This is a genomic window from Rhodanobacter ginsengiterrae (genome assembly GCF_050026815.1).
In the GTDB taxonomy this organism is placed as follows: domain Bacteria; phylum Pseudomonadota; class Gammaproteobacteria; order Xanthomonadales; family Rhodanobacteraceae; genus Rhodanobacter; species Rhodanobacter ginsengiterrae.
This window is the reverse complement of the sequence record NZ_JALBWO010000052.1, coordinates 58,731-76,042: the sequence shown is the minus strand read 5'-3', so window position 1 is coordinate 76,042 and position 17,312 is coordinate 58,731. Positions and strand designations below refer to the sequence as shown.

The 17,312-nt window shown below is 64.6% G+C and carries 11 protein-coding genes; 10 read left to right on the top strand and 1 reads right to left on the bottom strand.

Annotation, left to right across the window (positions count from 1 at the left end; genetic code table 11):
• Positions 1-39: 39 nt before the first annotated feature.
• From ACQGNJ_RS08005 to ACQGNJ_RS07960, 10 genes are all read left to right on the top strand, one after another.
• The gene (locus tag ACQGNJ_RS08005; protein ID WP_426688712.1) at positions 40-339 is read left to right on the top strand and encodes an integration host factor subunit beta; all 300 of its coding nucleotides are present in this window, start codon (positions 40-42) and stop codon (positions 337-339) included.
• Positions 340-507: 168 nt separating this feature from the next.
• A complete protein-coding gene (locus ACQGNJ_RS08000) occupies positions 508-765 on the top strand; it encodes a lipopolysaccharide assembly protein LapA domain-containing protein (RefSeq protein WP_426688711.1) in 258 nt (85 codons plus the stop codon).
• On the top strand, positions 762-1,934 hold the full coding sequence (lapB, locus tag ACQGNJ_RS07995; protein WP_426688710.1) for a lipopolysaccharide assembly protein LapB: 1,173 nt from the start codon (positions 762-764) through the stop codon (positions 1,932-1,934). The genes ACQGNJ_RS08000 and lapB overlap by 4 nt, the downstream gene beginning before the upstream one ends.
• A 7-nt stretch (positions 1,935-1,941) precedes the next feature.
• Positions 1,942-2,964 carry an MraY family glycosyltransferase gene (locus tag ACQGNJ_RS07990; RefSeq protein WP_426688709.1) on the top strand — a complete coding sequence of 341 codons (1,023 nt, stop codon included), beginning with the start codon at positions 1,942-1,944 and terminating at the stop codon, positions 2,962-2,964.
• A complete protein-coding gene (locus ACQGNJ_RS07985) occupies positions 2,951-4,849 on the top strand; it encodes a polysaccharide biosynthesis protein (RefSeq protein ID WP_426688708.1) in 1,899 nt (632 codons plus the stop codon). Before ACQGNJ_RS07990 ends, ACQGNJ_RS07985 begins: the two co-directional genes overlap by 14 nt.
• The gene (gene galU, locus ACQGNJ_RS07980; protein ID WP_426688707.1) at positions 4,846-5,730 is read left to right on the top strand and encodes a UTP--glucose-1-phosphate uridylyltransferase GalU; all 885 of its coding nucleotides are present in this window, start codon (positions 4,846-4,848) and stop codon (positions 5,728-5,730) included. Before ACQGNJ_RS07985 ends, galU begins: the two co-directional genes overlap by 4 nt.
• 270 nt (positions 5,731-6,000) lie before the next feature.
• Entirely contained in the window at positions 6,001-12,069 is a 6,069-nt protein-coding gene (locus ACQGNJ_RS07975; RefSeq protein WP_426688706.1) for an alpha-2-macroglobulin family protein, read from the top strand.
• Between the two features lie 65 nt (positions 12,070-12,134).
• Positions 12,135-14,528: a penicillin-binding protein 1C gene (pbpC, locus tag ACQGNJ_RS07970; protein ID WP_426688705.1), complete on the top strand. Its 2,394-nt coding sequence runs from the start codon at positions 12,135-12,137 to the stop codon at positions 14,526-14,528.
• Positions 14,529-14,600: 72 nt separating this feature from the next.
• Positions 14,601-15,890, top strand: a complete 1,290-nt coding sequence (locus tag ACQGNJ_RS07965) for an NAD(P)/FAD-dependent oxidoreductase (protein ID WP_426688704.1) — start codon at positions 14,601-14,603, stop codon at positions 15,888-15,890.
• Positions 15,887-16,231 (top strand): tRNA-binding protein, encoded by a 345-nt coding sequence (locus ACQGNJ_RS07960; RefSeq protein ID WP_426688703.1) that lies wholly within the window; start codon positions 15,887-15,889, stop codon positions 16,229-16,231. Before ACQGNJ_RS07965 ends, ACQGNJ_RS07960 begins: the two co-directional genes overlap by 4 nt.
• A gap of 15 nt (positions 16,232-16,246) precedes the next feature.
• Here the strand turns inward: ACQGNJ_RS07960 and ACQGNJ_RS07955 are convergent, their stop codons facing one another.
• Positions 16,247-17,167 (bottom strand): MBL fold metallo-hydrolase, encoded by a 921-nt coding sequence (locus ACQGNJ_RS07955; protein ID WP_426688702.1) that lies wholly within the window; start codon positions 17,165-17,167, stop codon positions 16,247-16,249.
• Between the last annotated feature and the right edge of the window lie 145 nt (positions 17,168-17,312).

The following is a 17,312-nucleotide window of genomic DNA, read 5'->3' as shown; positions in this document are numbered from 1 at the left end:
CTGCCGCTCCGCTGTTTCACGTCACGGACATTGGGGCCCATGACTAAATCCGAATTGATCGAGGCGCTGGCCAGGCGTCAGACCCACCTTGCGTTCGCCGATGTCGAGATGGCCGTCAAGAGTGTCATTGAGCAGATGAGCCATGCACTGGCTCATGGCGAGCGGATCGAGGTGCGTGGTTTCGGCAGTTTTGCCTTGCACTACCGGCCACCGCGCATGGGGCGCAATCCCAAGACCGGCGAAGCCGTGGCATTGCCCGGCAAGCACGTTCCGCATTTCAAGCCGGGCAAGGAATTGCGCGAGCGCGTCAACCAGGATCAGGAGCAGGAAACTGCCTGACCAGGTTGGTGGATCGGCGGAAGAGTTGATCGAAGGCAGGCGACGCGAGTCGGTCCTGCCTTCTTTTTGCCCGTCGTTCGCGATGATCCCCGGATATGCATGAATCGTCTCCGCACGAATCGTCAACACCGCCTGTGCCAGTCATGATCAATCGGGTAAAGTCGCTCCATGCGACTGCTTGCCATCATCATCCTGCTGACCTTCGTCGCCGCCGGCATCGTGCTCGGCGCGCTAAACGCCGACCTTGTTGGCTACGATCTGGGCTTTGCACAGTTCCAGTTGCCCAAGGGGGCCGCCCTGCTTGGGGCAGTGGTGATCGGCTGGTTGCTGGGTGGACTGACCGCCTGGCTGGGCGTCAGTACACGTCAGCGTCGCCAGCAGCGCCGGCAATTGCGCGCGGACAAGAAGCTGTCGGCCAAGCCATGAATCTCCTGCCCGTGCTGGTTCCCTTGGTGCCGGCCGCTTTCGCGCTGGGATGGTGGACTTCCCGTCAATTCGGCGCGCGCCGATCCGGCGCTGAAGTCAGCGCGTTGTCGTCGGACTATTTCCGAGGCCTGAATTACCTGCTCAATGAAGAGCAGGACAAGGCCATCGAGGTTTTCCTCAAGCTCGCCGAATACAACCGTGACACGGTCGAGACGCATCTGGCCCTGGGCAACCTGTTCCGCCGACGCGGCGAGGTCGACCGGGCGATCAGGTTGCACCAGCATCTGGTCTCGCGGCCCGGACTCACCGATGCGATGAAGACGGTGGCCCTGCTGGAACTGGGCGAAGACTATATGCGGGCCGGCTTGCTGGATCGTGCCGAGGCGCTGTTCTGCGATCTGGTCGCCATGAATGCGCACGCGCCGTCCGCGCTGCGTCACCTGATCGCGATCTACCAGCACGAGCGCGACTGGCACAAGGCGATTGAACACGCGCGACGTCTCGAAGTGATGACCGGCGAGGACGAGGCGCCAATGATCGCCCAGTTCTACTGCGAATTGGCCGATCGGTCGCGCCAGCACGGAGCGCGAGCCGAAGCGCGCGACTATCTGCGGCAGGCCTTCGAGTGCCAACCAGCGTGCGTGCGCGCCTTCATGTTGACCGGTCGCCTGCTGTCCGAGGACGGCCAGCATGTCGAGGCGGTCCAGGCCTACGAGTCGGCGATCGATGCCGACATCGCGTTTGCTCCGGAGATCCTGCCACCGCTGCTGAACAGCTATGCCCGCTCGCAGCAGATGGAACGTGCCGAAAGCTTCCTGCGCGAGATGCTCGGTCGCTACCACGGCGTGTCGCCGGTGCTGGCACTGGCCCATCTCTACAAGGAGCGCGACGGCGAGCGCACGGCGATCGACTTTCTCACCACCCAGTTGCGTCAGCGTCCTTCGGTACGCGGACTGATGGCCCTGATCGACGCCACCATGGACAAGATCGATGGGGAGGCGCGCGAGAACTTCCTGATCCTGCGTGACCTGACCCGCAAGCTGCTCGAGGGGCAGGCCATGTACCGCTGCAGCCGATGTGGCTTCGGCGCCAAGGCGCATCATTGGCAATGCCCCAGCTGCAAGAGCTGGAGCACGATCCGGCCGATCCATGGTGTAGCCAGCGAGTGACGTACGGATGTCCATGACCATCGGATGGTTGTTGTCCAGTTACCTGATCAGCTTGCTCGTCGTTCGCGGCGCGATCGGCTATGCCCATCGACGCGGCATGCTGGACCTGCCGGGGCAACGTCGATCACATCATGTCGCCACGCCGCGCGGTGGTGGCATTGGCGTGGTCGTCGCGCTGCTGATCTGCCTGCCCGGCGCACTTTCCAGTGGATCCCGCGCCTGGCCGCACAGCGTGACGGCAGGGCTGGTCGGCGGCTTCCTGCTGGTCGCCGTGGCGGGCTGGTGGGACGACCACCGCTCGCTGCCCGTTTTGCCAAGATTGCTGGCCCAATTGACCGGGATTGGCCTGTTCGCGACGGGCCTGCTGGCCACCGGCACGGCTTGGTGGTGGCTGCCGCTGCTGCTCATCGGTGGGGTGTGGAGCACCAACCTGCACAACTTCATGGACGGCATCGACGGCATGCTGGCGCAGCAGGTGATTTTCGTGGGCGCCGGCCTGGCCCTCCTGGCATGGGTCGCTGGCCAGCCCGCCTTGGCCAGGGCGACGGCCATGCTGGCCGTGGCGATGGCGGCCTTCGGCTGGTTCAACCGCCCGCCGGCCAGGATCTTCATGGGAGACGTCGGCAGCGGCAGTACGGGTATGCTGGTTTTCGCATTCAGCGCGATGCTGTGGCAGGCTGCGCCGGTCTTGCTGTGGCCAGCACTGATCCTGTCTTCGGCCTTCGTGGTGGACGCCAGCCTGACCCTGCTGACACGCATGTGGCGCGGACGGCGCTGGTACACTGCCCACCGCGAACATCTGTATCAATGGTTGGTGCGTCGGGGGGCAACCCATGCGCAAGCCGATGCCATCTACCTGGGCTGGAATCTGCTGGTCGCCGCGCCATCGGCCTGGTTGGCCTGCAGTCATCCGCAGGTGGCGCTGCCGCTTGCCATGGCGGTTTATGTGGTGGCGTCGATTTCGTGGCTGGTCCTGAAGCGCCGTTGTCTGCGGCGCCATTTGCACAAGGTACGTCATGTCGTTGCGTAAGTTAGTCGGCTTCATCCATCCGCGCATCGCCGTCGTGCTGCACGACCTGATGGTGGCCGCGCTCGCCTGGTGGATCGCCAAATTGTTCCGCTACGCGTTGAAGCCCGACGAGGTGGTCAGCTTCCAGTTGCTCGAACTTCCCATCGTGCTGCTGGTGCAGGGGCTGATCTTCCGCTGGACCGGGCTGTACAAGAGCGTGTGGCGTTTTGCCAGCCTGCCCGACTTGTGGAATATCGTGCGTGCGGTGCTGGTCGGGTCCTTTTCCATCGGCGTGGCGCTGTTCCTGTACGACCGGCTGGAGGGCGTGCCGCGCTCCGTGCTGGTGCTCTATCCACTGCTGTTGGCGCTGCTGCTGGGTGGTCCGCGGCTGGCTTACCGCTACTGGAAGGACAGCCGCAACGACCTGCTGCAGAACCAGAGCGTGCGCCGCGTGCTGATCGTCGGGGCCGATCGCGCCGGCGAGGTGCTGTCGCGTGATCTTCATCGTGACAAGCGCTACGCCGTGGTCGGCTTTGTCGACGACAAGTCCAGCCTGCGTGGCGCAAGCATCAACGGACGTCCGATCCTTGGCCGACTGGAACAGCTGCCCGAAGTGGCGCGCGAGGCGGCGGTGGACATGCTGCTGATCGCATTGCCAGGAGCCTCGACGACCGAAATGCGCAGGGTGGTTGCGCTCTGTGATGCCACCGACCTGCCGTACCGGACGGTGCCCCGGCTGGAGGACGTGGTCGCCGGTCGTGCCCAGTTCAACCAGATCAAGGAAGTGGCGATCGAGGACCTGCTGGGCCGTGACACCGTCGAACTAGACTGGACCGCAATCCGCGAGACGCTCAGTGGACGTCGCGTGCTGATCACCGGCGGCGGCGGATCGATCGGCTCGGAACTGTGCCGGCAAGTGGCCAGGCTGGGCGCGCAGTCACTCGCCGTGGTGGAGCAGAGCGAATACAACCTGTATCGGATCGGCCAGGAACTGCGCGCGGATTTCCCCGAGCTGATTTTCGACGGCATCCTTGCCTCCTGCGGCGATCAGGCAGCAATGCGCAAGGCGTTCACCGATCTGCGTCCTCAAGTGGTCTTTCATGCCGCCGCCTACAAGCACGTACCGATGCTGCAGGGACAACTGCGCTCGGGGTTCAACAACAACGTGCTGGGTACCCGCGTGGTTGCCGATGCCGCGCGCGAGGCGGGTGTCGAGTGCTTCGTGCTCATCTCCACGGACAAGGCCGTCAACCCCACCAGCGTGATGGGCGCCTGCAAGCGTGTTGCGGAAATCTATTGCCAGAATCTCGACGCGCAGACCGCTACGCGCTTCATGACCGTGCGGTTCGGCAACGTGCTGGATTCAGCCGGGTCGGTGGTGCCGCTGTTCCGTCGGCAGATTCGTGCGGGTGGCCCGGTGACCGTGACGCACCCGGAGGTCTCACGCTATTTCATGACCATTCCGGAGGCCTGTCAGCTGATTCTGCAGTCGGCGAGCATTGGTGCCGGTGGCGAAATTTTCGCGCTCGACATGGGCGAGCCGGTGAAGATCCGTGACCTTGCCGAACAGATGATTCGGCTCGCCGGCAAGAAGCCTGGCAGCGAAATTCCGATCGTCTACACCGGTCTGCGCGCGGGTGAGAAGCTGTTCGAGGAATTGTTCCACCCGCTGGAAAATTACAGCGCGACTGCCCACGCCAAGATCTTCCTGGCGCAGCATCGCGAAGTGTCGTGGGATCTGCTGCAAGCCTTGTTGCAGAAGGCCGCCGAAGCGGTCGATGCATTTGATGAAGATGGACTTCGACGCTGCGTGTCCAGCCTGCTGCCTTCGTTCCGCTGGAGCGAATCGGCGCAGCCCGACAACGTGGTGTCGATCCGTCGTGCCAACCCGGAGATCAGTGAGTGAGCAAGCCCCTGCGCAAAGTGGTGTTTCCCGTCGCCGGACTCGGCACGCGTTTTCTGCCGGCGACCAAGGTGGTGGCCAAGGAAATGCTGCCGGTTCTGGACAAGCCGCTGATCCAGTATGCGGTCGACGAGGCGGTGGATGCCGGCGCCGACACGCTGATCTTCGTCACCAACCGCTACAAGCATGCCATCGCGGACTATTTCGACAAGGCCTACGAGCTGGAGGCGAAGCTGCAGGAAAAGGGCAAGGATGAATTGCTGGCGCTGGTGCAGGGCACCCTGCCGCGGCATGTGCGGGCGATCTTCGTGACCCAGCCGGAGGCTCTCGGCCTTGGCCATGCCGTGTTGTGCGCCAAGCCTGTCGTCGGTGATGAACCGTTCGGCGTGGTGCTGCCCGATGACCTGATCTGGAACGGCGCGATCGGTACGGGCAAAGGTGCGCTGCGACAGATGGCCGAGTTGGCCGATGCCCGGCAGGCCGGCGTGATTGCGGTGGAGGAAGTGCCGCACAACGAGACCGACAAGTACGGCATCGTGGATGCCACGCCGGTCGACGAGCGCAGTGCGTGGATCCGTCACATGGTGGAGAAACCCAAGCCCGCCGACGCGCCATCGAACCTGGCGGTGGTCGGTCGTTACGTCTTGCCTGGCCGCATCTTCCAGTTGCTGGAGCAGACCACGCCGGGGGCGGGTGGCGAGATCCAGCTTACCGATGCGATCGAGGCATTGCTGAAAGAGCAGGGCAGGGTGCTGGCCTATCGCTTCGAAGGCACCCGTTTCGATTGCGGCAACAAGGCCGGTCTGGTGCGCGCCACCATGCACATGGCGATGCAGGATCCGAAGCTGGCCTCGGTGGTACGCGAATTCGCCGCCGGACTCTGACCGCGTTGGTCGTCCAAAGATAGTTTCAGGTTCACTTGCGGCCAGGCGAGCCGGCATCCATCAGATGCCGGCTTGCTCTTTTTCGGGCCAGTCTGCCTCGGCTACCCGCGACATGTCAGAATCAGCGCCGCGTTTTGCCATGGCTGGCGCGCAGGATGGTCTGGGGAAATCTTTCGACATCGCCGATGCCTGCCTCATGCAGGCTTGCGGCGAGTCGTGTCCGAATCCGGCATCGTCGGGTTCGTCAATGGATGGGGGTCGGGAAGCATCATGGATTTGCTGCGGTTTCTGCTGATGTTGCCGGTGCGCCTGGTGCGTGGCCTGGTTCACCTGCTCGGGTCGATCCTGCAGCTGCTTATCGGCAATGTTTCCTGGACGGCACCCGGGTGGGCCTCCGCCACTGGCGCGGCCATCCGCCGTCGCCCGCGCCAGTTTGCCGGTGGGCTGTTCGCCGTGCTGCTCCTGCTGGTCGGGGGATGGTTCAGCTGGCAGTGGTACCAGCATCGGCCACGGCCGGTCGAGCCTGAACGGATTACCTTCGAGGTCAAGGCGCCGGCCATCACCGAATACGCGGCGCAGGCCGACGGCAATCCGAAAGTCACCATCCATCCGCTGGAGATCGCTTTTTCCCGCTCCGCGGCCCCGATCGAACTGGTCGGCAAGGTGGTGAGCAAGGGCATCGTGATGCAGCCTGCACTCAAGGGCGAATGGAACTGGCTCGACGACCACACCTTGCGCTTCGTGCCGGCCGAGGACTGGCCGGTTGGCGTGCATGTCAGGGTGCAGTTCGATGTGGTGCAGGCTTTCGCACCGCATGTGCTGATGGCCGATGATCATCTGACTTTCGATTTGCCGACGTTCGCAGCGATCTTCGGTAACGGCGAGTTCTATCAGGACCCGCAGGACCCCACGGCGAAGAAGACCATCATTCCGGTCAATTTCAACTACCCGGTGGACGCCGCGCAATTCGAGAAGCGCATCGCGATCGCGCTGGCCGACAAGGATGGAAAGTTCGGCACACCGCTGAAATTCACCGTCACCTATGACGCATTCAAGCTCAACGCCTGGGTGCATTCGCAGCCGCTGGCCCTGCCACGGGACGATGGCGCGGTGTTGCTGAAGCTGGGCGATGGCGTGCGCAGTTCGCGCGGTGGTGACGGCACCCGCGATCCGCTGCAGACCAGTGTGCGTGTTCCCGGTCTCTACAGCCTGACGATCCAGGACATCAGCCCGACCCTGGTCGACAACGACAGGTACGAACCCGAGCAGGTGCTGGTGACGAATGTCAGCGGCAGCGTTCGCGGCGGCGATCTGGCCGGATTGACCAAGGCCTGGATCCTGCCCAGGCACAAGGTGGGCGCGGACCAGTCCGGCGACGACGCACCTTATGCATGGGACGTTTCCGAAGTCAGCGAAGCTGTCCTGCGCCAGTCGCAGCCGTTGTCGCTGGCACTGGTGCCCACCGAGAACGACTACGCGGAACTGCAGAGTTTCAAGTACCACGCCACACCCGGCCAGCGGGTCTATGTGCGCGTCGGCGCCGGGCTCAAGTCGTTTGGCGGCTACGTGCTGGGCAAGCCGACAGCGCAGACCTTCAGCGTGCCGGATTATCCGAAGCTGCTGCGTTTCATGGCCGATGGCTCGCTGCTGTCGCTGAGCGGCAGCAAGCGGATTTCGGTGGTGTCGCGCAACATGCCCGGCATGCAGCTGGAGATCGGTCGCGTGCTGCCCGATCAACTGCAGCACCTGGTGAGCCTCAATCAGGGCACCTACACCCATCCCGAACTCGTCTACGGTTTCAGCGAAGACCATATCGTCGAGCGCTTCGAGCAGAAGTCGGCATTTCCGAAAGCCGACCCGGGCAAGGCACATTACGAGGGCGTCGACCTTGGCCAGTATCTGAAGCAAGGCAAGCGCGGCGTGTTCCTTCTGCATCTGTCCGGTTACGACCCGGTGGTCGAAGCGAAGAAAGCGGCGGCGACAGCGAAGGCCAGGGCAAAGGCGCTTCAAGGCACCGCCCCCGCAGCAGGCGACGAGCCGGCAAGTGCAGCAACGTCCGTCGCGACCAGTGACAGCGGTGCCAGCGACGACCCCGGGACTTCGGGGAATGACAGCGACAGCGATGAGCCCGCTGAATCCCCGATGCCGACCGATACGCGACTGATCGTGGTCACCGATCTCGGCATGCTGGTCAAGCGCTCGCTCGACGGCAGCCAGGATGTGTTCGTGCAATCGATCCATAGCGGCCAGCCGGTGGTCGACGCCAGCGTCGCGGTGCTCGCGGTCAATGGATCGACGCTCTACACACAGTCCAGCAGCGCTGACGGCGTGGTGCATTTCCCGACCTTCAAGGGCCTGCAGCGCGAGAAGAAGCCGGTGATGTACGTAGTGAGGAAGGGCGATGATCTTTCCTTCCTGCCGATCGAGGGCAGCGATCGCCAGCTCGACTATTCGCGTTTCGACATCGGTGGCGAACCCAATGCGGCGAGCCAGGGTCAACTCTCCGCCTATCTGTTTTCCGATCGTGGCATCTACCGTCCGGGCGATCTGTTCCATATCGGCTTGATCGTGCGTGCGGCCAGCTGGTCGCGCAACGTGGCAGGCATCCCGCTGCAGGCCGAGATCGTCGACCCCCGCGGCGTCACGGTGAAACAGCAGGCACTGACGATGGATGCGTCCGGCTTCGGCGAGCTGGACTACACTCCCGCCGAAACCGCGCCCACCGGCACCTGGACGGTGAATCTCCACATCGTCAGGGACGGCAAGGCGGACGCACAGATCGGTACCACCACCGTGCAGGTGAAGGAATTCCTGCCTGACCGCATGAAGGTCGCGGCGAAGCTGTCGCAGCAGGCGCCGGAAGGCTGGGTAAAGCCCGAGCAGCTGAAGGGCATCGTCGATGTGCAGAACCTGTTCGGCACCCCGGCCGCGGATCGTCGTGTCGAAGCTTCGTTGACCCTGCGACCGGCATGGCCGGCTTTCCACAGCTGGCCGGACTACCACTTCTACGACGTGCGCCGCGCCAGGGATGGCTACGAAGAGTCCCTGCAGGATGGCAAGACCGACGACAAGGGCCATGCCGAATTCGACCTGGACCTGAAGAAGTACGCCGATGCCACCTACCAGCTGTACTTCCTGAGCAAGGCATACGAGGCCGAAGGCGGGCGCAGTGTGGCTGCCGCTGCGCAGACCCTGGTTTCGAGCAATGACTGGCTGGTCGGTTACAAGGCCGTCGACAACCTCGACTACATCAGCCGCGACAGCCCGCGCACGGTGCACCTGGTCGCGATCAATCCGCAGGCCAAGGCGTTTGCCCTGAACGACCTGAAGGCACAGTTGATCGAACGCCGTTACGTTTCGGTGCTGACCAAACAGGATTCGGGTGTCTACAAGTACGAATCCAAGCTCAAGGAAATTCCGCTCAGCGAGCAGCCGCTGGCGATTCCGGCGGCCGGCATGGATTACCCGCTGCCCACCGACAAGCCGGGCAACTATGCGCTGGTGATCCGTCGTGCCGATCGGACCGAGGTCAACCGCATCGAATACGCGGTAGCCGGCAATGCCAACGTCACCCGTTCGCTCGACCGCAATGCCGAGCTGCAGCTCAACCTCAGCAAGCCGGACTACGCGCAGGGCGAGCCGGTGGAGATCGCGATCCGCGCGCCGTATGCGGGCAGCGGCCTGATCACCATCGAGCGCGACAGGGTCTATGCACACGCGTGGTTCCACGCCGACACCACCAGCTCGGTGCAGCACATCACGGTGCCCGCGGATTTCGAGGGCAATGGCTACATCAACGTGCAGTACATCCGCGACCCGTCCTCGGACGAGGTGTTCATGAGTCCGCTCAGCTACGGCGTGGTGCCGTTCTCGGTGAACCTCGATGCGCGGCGCAACCCGATCACCGTCGATGCTCCGGCGCTGGTGAAGCCGGGAGAAACCGTGACCTTCAAGCTGCATTCGACCCAGCCGACGCGGGCGGTGGTTTTCGCGGTGGACGAAGGCATCCTGCAGGTGGCGCGCTACAAGCTGGGCGACCCGCTGAAGTTCTTCTTCCGCAAACGCATGCTGGAAGTGGGTACTTCGCAGATCCTCGACCTGATCCTGCCGGACTTCGAAAAGCTGATGGCGATGGCGGCACCGGGCGGCGACGCCGACGGCGCGATCGGCCGCCAGCTGAATCCTTTCAAGCGCAAGCGCGACAAGCCGGTGGTGTACTGGTCCGGCATCGTCGACGTGAATGGCGACAAGGACTTCAGTTACACCGTGCCGGACTACTTCAACGGCAAGCTGCGGGTGATGGCGATGTCGGTATCGCCGGATCGCATCGGCACGTATGAAGGTTCGACCACCGTACGCGGCGATTTCGTGCTGTCGCCGAACGTGCCGACCACGCTGGCCCCGGGCGATCAAGCCGAGGTGAGCGTCGGCGTGGCCAACAACCTCACCGGTCTGAACGGCAGGCAGGTGCCGGTGGCGGTTTCGCTGAAGACCGGACCGCAATTGCAGGTCATCGGCAGCGCCACGCAAAGCCTGACCCTGGGCGAGCTGCGCGAAGGCGTGGTGGTATTCCACGTCAAGGCCACCAAGGTGCTGGGCTCGGGCCATCTCGCTTTCAGCGCCGGCTATGGCGGCAAATCAGCGAAACAGGCGGTGGATCTTTCGGTGCGGCCGGCTTCGGCCTATCGCACCCGGATCGATGTCGGCCGTGTTGCGCCAGGCAGCCAGGAAGACCTGCCGAACCTGCGCAAGCTTTACGACGCCTACGCCTCCCGCGATGCCGCCTTTTCCACCGTGCCGATCGTGCTGGCGCAGGGTCTGACCACGTATCTGGTCAACTATCAGAACTACTGCAGCGAGCAGCTGGTCAGCGCCGCGATGCCGCGGCTGGTGGTGGCAAAGTGGCCGGCGGCCCCGCTGTTCGCGCAGGCCCTGCAACCCGCCGTCAGCGAAAGGAAAGTGGCCAATGACCAGGCACTGGCGCAGTTCCTCGACGTGCTGCACTCGCGCCAGAACGGGCAGGGTGGCTTCGGCGTGTGGAGCGCAACGCCGGATGCCGAACCGTTCGTGTCGGCGTATGCGATGCACTTCCTGCTGGAGGCGCATGACCGCGGCGTTGCGGTGCCGAAGGACATGCTGGATGCCGGCAACAAATACCTGCACCAACTCGCTGCCGACGAGAGCCTGGATTCGCTCGACGAACTGCGCCAGCGCGCCTATGCGGTGTATCTGCTGACGCGGCAGGGCAACGTCACCACCAACGACCTGGCGGCGGTGCAGAAACGCCTGCAGGATGCGTTCCCGAATGACTGGAAGAACGACCTTGCCGCCGCATGGCTGGCCGCGTCCTACGAGCTGCTCAAGCAGGACAAGGAAGCGAACCAGCTGATCGCCGGCCCGCAGAAGGCGCTCGAGCGCAACTTGGCGAAGGAGAGCTACGTCTACAGCTACTACTACGATCCGCTGACGCGCGACGCCAGCGTGCTCTATCTGCTGTCGAAGTATTTCCCGACTCGCGCCAGGGCGCTCTCGCCGCAGGTGATGGAGAACATCGTGTGGCCGCTGGCGCACAACCAGTTCAACACCTTGTCCTCGTCGATGACGATACTGGCGCTGGATGCCTATGCTGCGCAGAGTGCCGGCGGGCTGGACAAGCTGGGCATCGACGAAGTGCATGCGGATGGCAGCGCAAGGTCGATCGCCGCGCTGCAGGCCAACCTGGTGCAGGCCGGCAGCTGGGACGCTGCGGCGACACGCGTGCGTTTCACCAACGGCAGCAAGCTGCCGGCGTGGCGCGTCACCAGCCAGGGCGGCTACGACAGCAACGTGCCGGACAAGGCGATCAAGGACGGCATCGAGATCGTACGCGAGTACACCGACAGCCACGGCAAGCCGCTCGACAGGATCGACGTCGGCGAGGAAATGGACGTCCATGTGAAGATCCGCGCTACCGGTGATCAGGGCGTCGGCAACGTGGCGATCGTCGACCTGCTGCCGGGTGGTTTCGAACCGGTCATCGAACCGCCACCGCCGCTCACCGGTCAGCAGGCGGCCGATGCCGACAACGGCGCCGACAGCGAAGTGAAGCCTGTGGCATGGCGTTCGCCGATCGGCCTGTCCACGTCCACCTGGCAGCCCGACTACGCCGACATCCGCGAGGATCGCGTGGTGATCTACGGCACGGCGACGCCGGACGTGCGCGAGTTCGTCTATCGCATCAAGGCCAGCAATGCCGGCACCTTCATCGTGCCGCCGGCCTATGGCGAGTCGATGTACGACCGCAGCGTGCAGGCGCGCTCGCCGGGCGGTGGCACGTTGACCGTGGTGAGCAAGCCGTAGCTTGCGCCGGCATGCTTCCCGCGGGGAGCATGCCGGCGTCGAACCGGCGCCCACGAAAGCCAGCCATGAACCCGTCCATTTCGCTCAATCGCCTGTCGCGCGGCATGCTGGCGTGGTTGCGCCGCTGGCAGAACTGGCTGGTCGGCATCTTGCTGATCATCGCCGTGCTGGTGGGTTGCCGGCTGTGGCCGCATCCGTCGCTGCGCGACTGGCAGCCTTCCTCCACCGCGGTTTACGACGACCATGGCCGACTGCTGCGGCTGACCCTGGCCAGTGATGACCGTTATCGGCTATGGGTGCCACTGGCGGAGATCTCGCCACAACTGGTCGACGGTGTACTGCTGCACGAGGATCGCTGGTACTGGCTGCACCCCGGCGTCAATCCGTACGGGTTGCTGCGTGGTGCATGGATCACCTACGTGCGCCATGGCAATCCGCAAGGCGGCTCGACGGTCACCATGCAGCTGGCGCGGCTGCTGTGGCAGCTCAATACACGCTCGCCATTGGGCAAGCTGCGGCAGATCGCCCGGGCCATCCAGCTGGAGCTGTTCTATTCCAAGCGGCAAATCCTCGAGGCGTACCTCAATGCCGCGCCCTATGGCCGCAATGTCGAGGGCGTGGGCACGGCCAGCCTGGCGTATTTCAACAAGCCGGCGAGTGCGCTGAGTCTGCCCGAGGCGTTGACCCTGGCGGTGATTCCGCAGGATCCGACGCGACGACTGCAAAGCGCCGCTGCCGACCACCTGATCAATCCGCGACTGGCGGCATCGCGCAACCGGTTCTACGCCAATTGGTTGCGCCGTCATCCGAAGGACGCTGCGCTGAAGCCGCTGTTCGCGCTGCCGCTGAATCTTCGTCCGCTGTCGCAGTTGCCGTTCGAGGCGCCACATGCGGTGGAGCAGATCCTGACGAAGCGGCAGATCGAAGGCGACGCCGGCGACCAGCGTGTGGCCAGCACGCTCGACCTGGATCTGCAGCACACGCTGGAACGCCAGATCACCCAGTACGTTGCCCACAACGGATCGCGCGGCATCCGCAACGCGACGGCGATCCTGGTCGATACGCGCGACATGGGCGTCAAGGCGATGGTGGGTTCGGCGAATTATTTCGACCGCACGATCCAGGGTCAGGTCAACGGCACGCTGGCCAAGCGTTCGCCCGGTTCCACCCTCAAGCCCTTCATCTATGCGTTGGGTTTCGACCAGGGCGTGCTGCATCCGCAGACCGTGCTGCGCGATGTGCCGACCTCGTTCGGTCCGTATACGCCGGAGAATTTCGACGGCCATTTCCTCGGCCCGATCACTGCCACCGATGCGTTGATCCGCAGCCGCAACATCCCCGCGGTATGGGTGGCCTCGCAGCTGCAGCAACCGAGCCTCTACCAGTTCCTGCGCGATGCCGGCATCAGCCGCATGGCCAGCGAGAAGCACTACGGTCTCGCCCTGGTACTGGGCGGTGGTGAAGTGAGCATGCAGGAACTGGCCGGCCTGTACGCCATGCTGGCCAACCGCGGTGAACTGAAGCCGCTGCGCCTGCTCGCCGATGAGCCACAGGTCGCCGGCACGCGCCTGCTCAGCGACGAAGCCAGCTTCATGGTGATGGACATGCTGCGCAAGAACCCGCGGCCGGACGAGACTACCGGTGCGCAACCTTCGCGCCTGCCGGTGTACTGGAAGACCGGCACGTCCTGGGCGTTCCGTGACGCGTGGACGGCGGGCAGCTTCGGTCCTTACGTGCTGGTGGTGTGGTTGGGCAATTTCGACAGCACCGGCAATCCCGCCTTCGTCGGTGCAGAGGCCGCGGCGCCGCTGTTCTTCCAGATCATCGACGCCGTGCGCGCCGAGCGCCCGCAGCTGGCCGAGCCGATCCGGCACATGCCGGCCAACCTCAAGCGCGTGCAGATATGCCTGGCCAGTGGTGATCTGCCGAACCAGTGGTGTCCGCAGAAGGGCATGACCTGGTTCATTCCGGGCAAGTCGCCGATCCGCGTCAGCAACGTGCACCGACCGGTGGTGATCGACGACGCCAGCGGCCAGCCGGCGTGCCCGCCGTATGCCGGCAAGCGTACCCATGTCGAGGTCTACGAGTTCTGGCCGTCCGACCTGCAGCATGTGTTTGCGCAGGCCGGCATGCCGCGTCGCAAGCCACCGCTGAACGTCGATTGCCGGGATGCCGGCATGCCCGATGGCGATCCGCCACAGATCACCTCACCGCTGCGTGGCAGCACGTATGCGATGCGGCTGGCCCAGCTCGGGCAGGAGCGCATCGCCTTTGTGGCCACTACTGATGCCGACGCGCATGCGTTGTACTGGTTCGTCAACGATGCCTATGTGGGTCGCAGTGCGCCGGGCGAGTCGCTGTTCTGGCAGCCGCAGGCGGCGGGCAGCTACAGCGTGCGGGTGGTCGACGATCACGGTCGCAGCGACCAGCGGCCGCTCACGGTCGGACTGGTCGAGTAGGTGCACGGGTGGCACCCGGAACGCTGCGCTATGCTCGCTGTCTCAGCAGCACCTACGAGATGTCTACCCCTCATGTCGCCAGCCCAGGCCACGTCCTACTACCGAGCCACGGCCACGCCGTACGCAAGCTTTGCTCCGCTGCAAGGCAGGCAGCATGCGCGGGTGGCCATCATCGGCGGCGGTTTTGCGGGACTGAACACGGCGCTGGGCCTGGCCGAGCGTGGCGTGCGCGACGTGGTGCTGCTGGAGCGCGAGCAGATCGGTTTCGGTGCCTCCGGTCGCAACGGTGGCTTTGTCTTCGCCGGCTACTCACTGGGCGAACAGTCATTGCTCGATCAGTTGGGCGAGGCGCAAGCGCAGGCGCTGTTCAAGCTCACCACCGAAGCGGTCGGGCGGATTCGCCAGCGCGTGGCCGACTATGCGATTCCCTGCGATCTGGTCGACGAGGGCGTGATCTGGGCCAACTGGTTCCGCGACCCGGCCGTGCTGCGCCAGCGCCAGCAGTTGCTGGCCGGGAAATACGCGGTGCAATGGCAGTGGCTGCCCGAAGCCGAATTGCGCGCGCGGATCCGCAGCGAGCGCTATCACGACGGTTTGTACGAAGCCGATGCGCTGCACCTGCACCCGCTCAACTATGCCATCGGCCTGGCTGCCGCAGCCTCTGCACGCGGGGTGCGCCTGCATGAGAACAGCGGCGTGCTCAGCCTCGAGCGCGAAGGGCTGCAATGGCGTTTGCGCACCGCCCACGGCGAGTTGCTGGTGGACCAGGTGGTGCTGGCCTGCGGCGGCTACCTGGCTGGCCTGCAACGAGCGATCGACCGGGCCATCCTGCCGATCGCCACTTACGTCATGGTCACCGAACCGCTGGGCCAGCGCCTGGACGAATGCCTGCACACCCGGGCGGCGGTCTACGACAGCCGGTTCGCGTTCGATTATTACCGCGCGCTGCCGGATACCCGGTTGCTGTGGGGTGGGCGAATCTCGATCCTCAACCGTTCGCCGCAAGCAGTACAGCGGCTGCTGACCAGGGATCTGCTGCGGGTGTTTCCGCAACTCAGGGGCGTGCGGGTCGACTACGCCTGGTCGGGATTGATGAGCTATGCGCGCCACCAGATGCCGCAGATCGGTGGCGATGGCCAAGGTCTGTGGTGGGCCCAGGCGTTTGGCGGCCATGGGCTGGCACCGACCTGCGCGGCCGGCGAGCTGCTGGCGTCGGCCATCGCCGAAGGTGATGAGCGCTGGCGGCAGTTCGCCGACTATGGCCTGGCCAGCACGCACCGTCCGTTCGGCTATCTTGCCGCACAGGCCAGCTACTGGTGGCAACAGGGCCGTGATTGTCTGAAAACGAGGCTGGAAGGATGAGCGAAAGCATCAATGAGATCAGTTGGGCCGATTTCGAGCAGGTCCTGCTGGTCGCCGGCACGGTGACACGCGTGGAAGCCTTCCCCGAGGCGCGCAAGCCGGCATGGAAGGTATGGGTGGATTTCGGCGCCTACGGTGAAAAGAAGACCAGTGCACAGATCGCCGCGCTGTACAGCGCCGAACAACTGCTTGGCCGGCAGATCGTGGGCGTGATCAATTTCCCGGAAAAGCAGATCGGCCCGTTCCGCTCGCAGTTCCTGCTCACCGGATTTCCCACCGACGACGGGGTGGTGCTCACCGCGGTCGAGCGCCCGGTCCCGAACGGTACGCGACTGGCCTGATCCGGCCAGGTTGCGTCAGCGGTCCAGCCATACCTCCAGCCCTTGCGCATTCAATTCGATGTCCATGCCCAGCAAGGCGCGCAAGGCATCGCGCCCGTTGTTCCAGCCATGGGCTTCGGCGCGGCGTGCATAAAGTCCGGTCAGCGCATCGACCAGCGCGGCATGCCGATCGGGTTGGCGCTGCGCGGCACGGGCCAGTTCGACCATCGCGTCGATCTGCATGTGCAGGTCGGCCGCCAGCCGCGCCACCGGTTCCACCCGACCGTAATGGGTCAGGTACATCGCCGCCGGCTTCAACGCGATCAATCGTTCGATGGAGGCATGCAGGGCCTGCGGATCGAACTGCACCGGTGAGGTGGTGGGCAGGATGAACGGGCCGGCGACGGTGTCGAAATCCCGATAGGACAGGCCGAAAACGTCGCCGGTGAAACACACGTTGGCACGCTCGTCGTACACCGTCAGGTGATGTTTCGCATGCCCCGGCGTGTCGATGCAAAGCAGCGACCGGCCCGCCAGATCCACTGCGTGACCATCTGTCGCCTCGATCACGCGCGAGGCGGGAATCGGGCGCAAGCGGCCGTAGGTTTCCTCCATCACCGCCTCGCCATACACCGCACTGGCACCGGCCCACAGCGCCGACGGATCGATCATGTGGCGAGCGCCGCGCGGGTGCACCACCAGGGTCGCGTTCGGCAACTGGGCCATCAGCTCGCCGGCGCCGCCGGCATGGTCCAGATGCACGTGGGTGAGGATCAGCCAGTCGACGTCGGCGGCGCCGATGCCGGCATCGTCCAGCGCGGCGAGCATGCGCGGCACGGCAAAGTTGGTGCCGCAGTCGATGAAGGCGCCGCGCCCTTTCTCGACGATCAGATACGCCGCGTCGAACTGCGGTCGCACGAAGCCGGTGTCGATGGTGTGGATGCCGTGGATGGTCATGTCTGCCTCGCGATCGGTCGATCCGGCGAGCGTAGCAAGCTGTGGCGGGATCGGCACCTGCACCCTGGTCGAGTCAGTCCGCAGCGGTTGCGCGATGCCGGCTCGGCGATCAGGCAAACTGCGGTAGGCTAGCCGGGCATGGGGA

Excerpts from the sequence above, each read along its gene's own strand:
- ACQGNJ_RS08005 (WP_426688712.1), top strand. The coding sequence starts at position 40 with ATGACTAAATCCGAATTGATCGAGGCGCTGGCCAGGCGTCAGACCCAC.
- ACQGNJ_RS08000 (WP_426688711.1), top strand. The coding sequence starts at position 508 with ATGCGACTGCTTGCCATCATCATCCTGCTGACCTTCGTCGCCGCCGGC.
- lapB (WP_426688710.1), top strand. The coding sequence starts at position 762 with ATGAATCTCCTGCCCGTGCTGGTTCCCTTGGTGCCGGCCGCTTTCGCG.
- ACQGNJ_RS07990 (WP_426688709.1), top strand. The coding sequence starts at position 1,942 with ATGTCCATGACCATCGGATGGTTGTTGTCCAGTTACCTGATCAGCTTG.
- ACQGNJ_RS07985 (WP_426688708.1), top strand. The coding sequence starts at position 2,951 with ATGTCGTTGCGTAAGTTAGTCGGCTTCATCCATCCGCGCATCGCCGTC.
- ACQGNJ_RS07975 (WP_426688706.1), top strand. The coding sequence starts at position 6,001 with ATGGATTTGCTGCGGTTTCTGCTGATGTTGCCGGTGCGCCTGGTGCGT.
- pbpC (WP_426688705.1), top strand. The coding sequence starts at position 12,135 with ATGAACCCGTCCATTTCGCTCAATCGCCTGTCGCGCGGCATGCTGGCG.
- ACQGNJ_RS07965 (WP_426688704.1), top strand. The coding sequence starts at position 14,601 with ATGTCGCCAGCCCAGGCCACGTCCTACTACCGAGCCACGGCCACGCCG.
- ACQGNJ_RS07960 (WP_426688703.1), top strand. The coding sequence starts at position 15,887 with ATGAGCGAAAGCATCAATGAGATCAGTTGGGCCGATTTCGAGCAGGTC.
- ACQGNJ_RS07955 (WP_426688702.1), bottom strand. The coding sequence starts at position 17,167 with ATGACCATCCACGGCATCCACACCATCGACACCGGCTTCGTGCGACCG.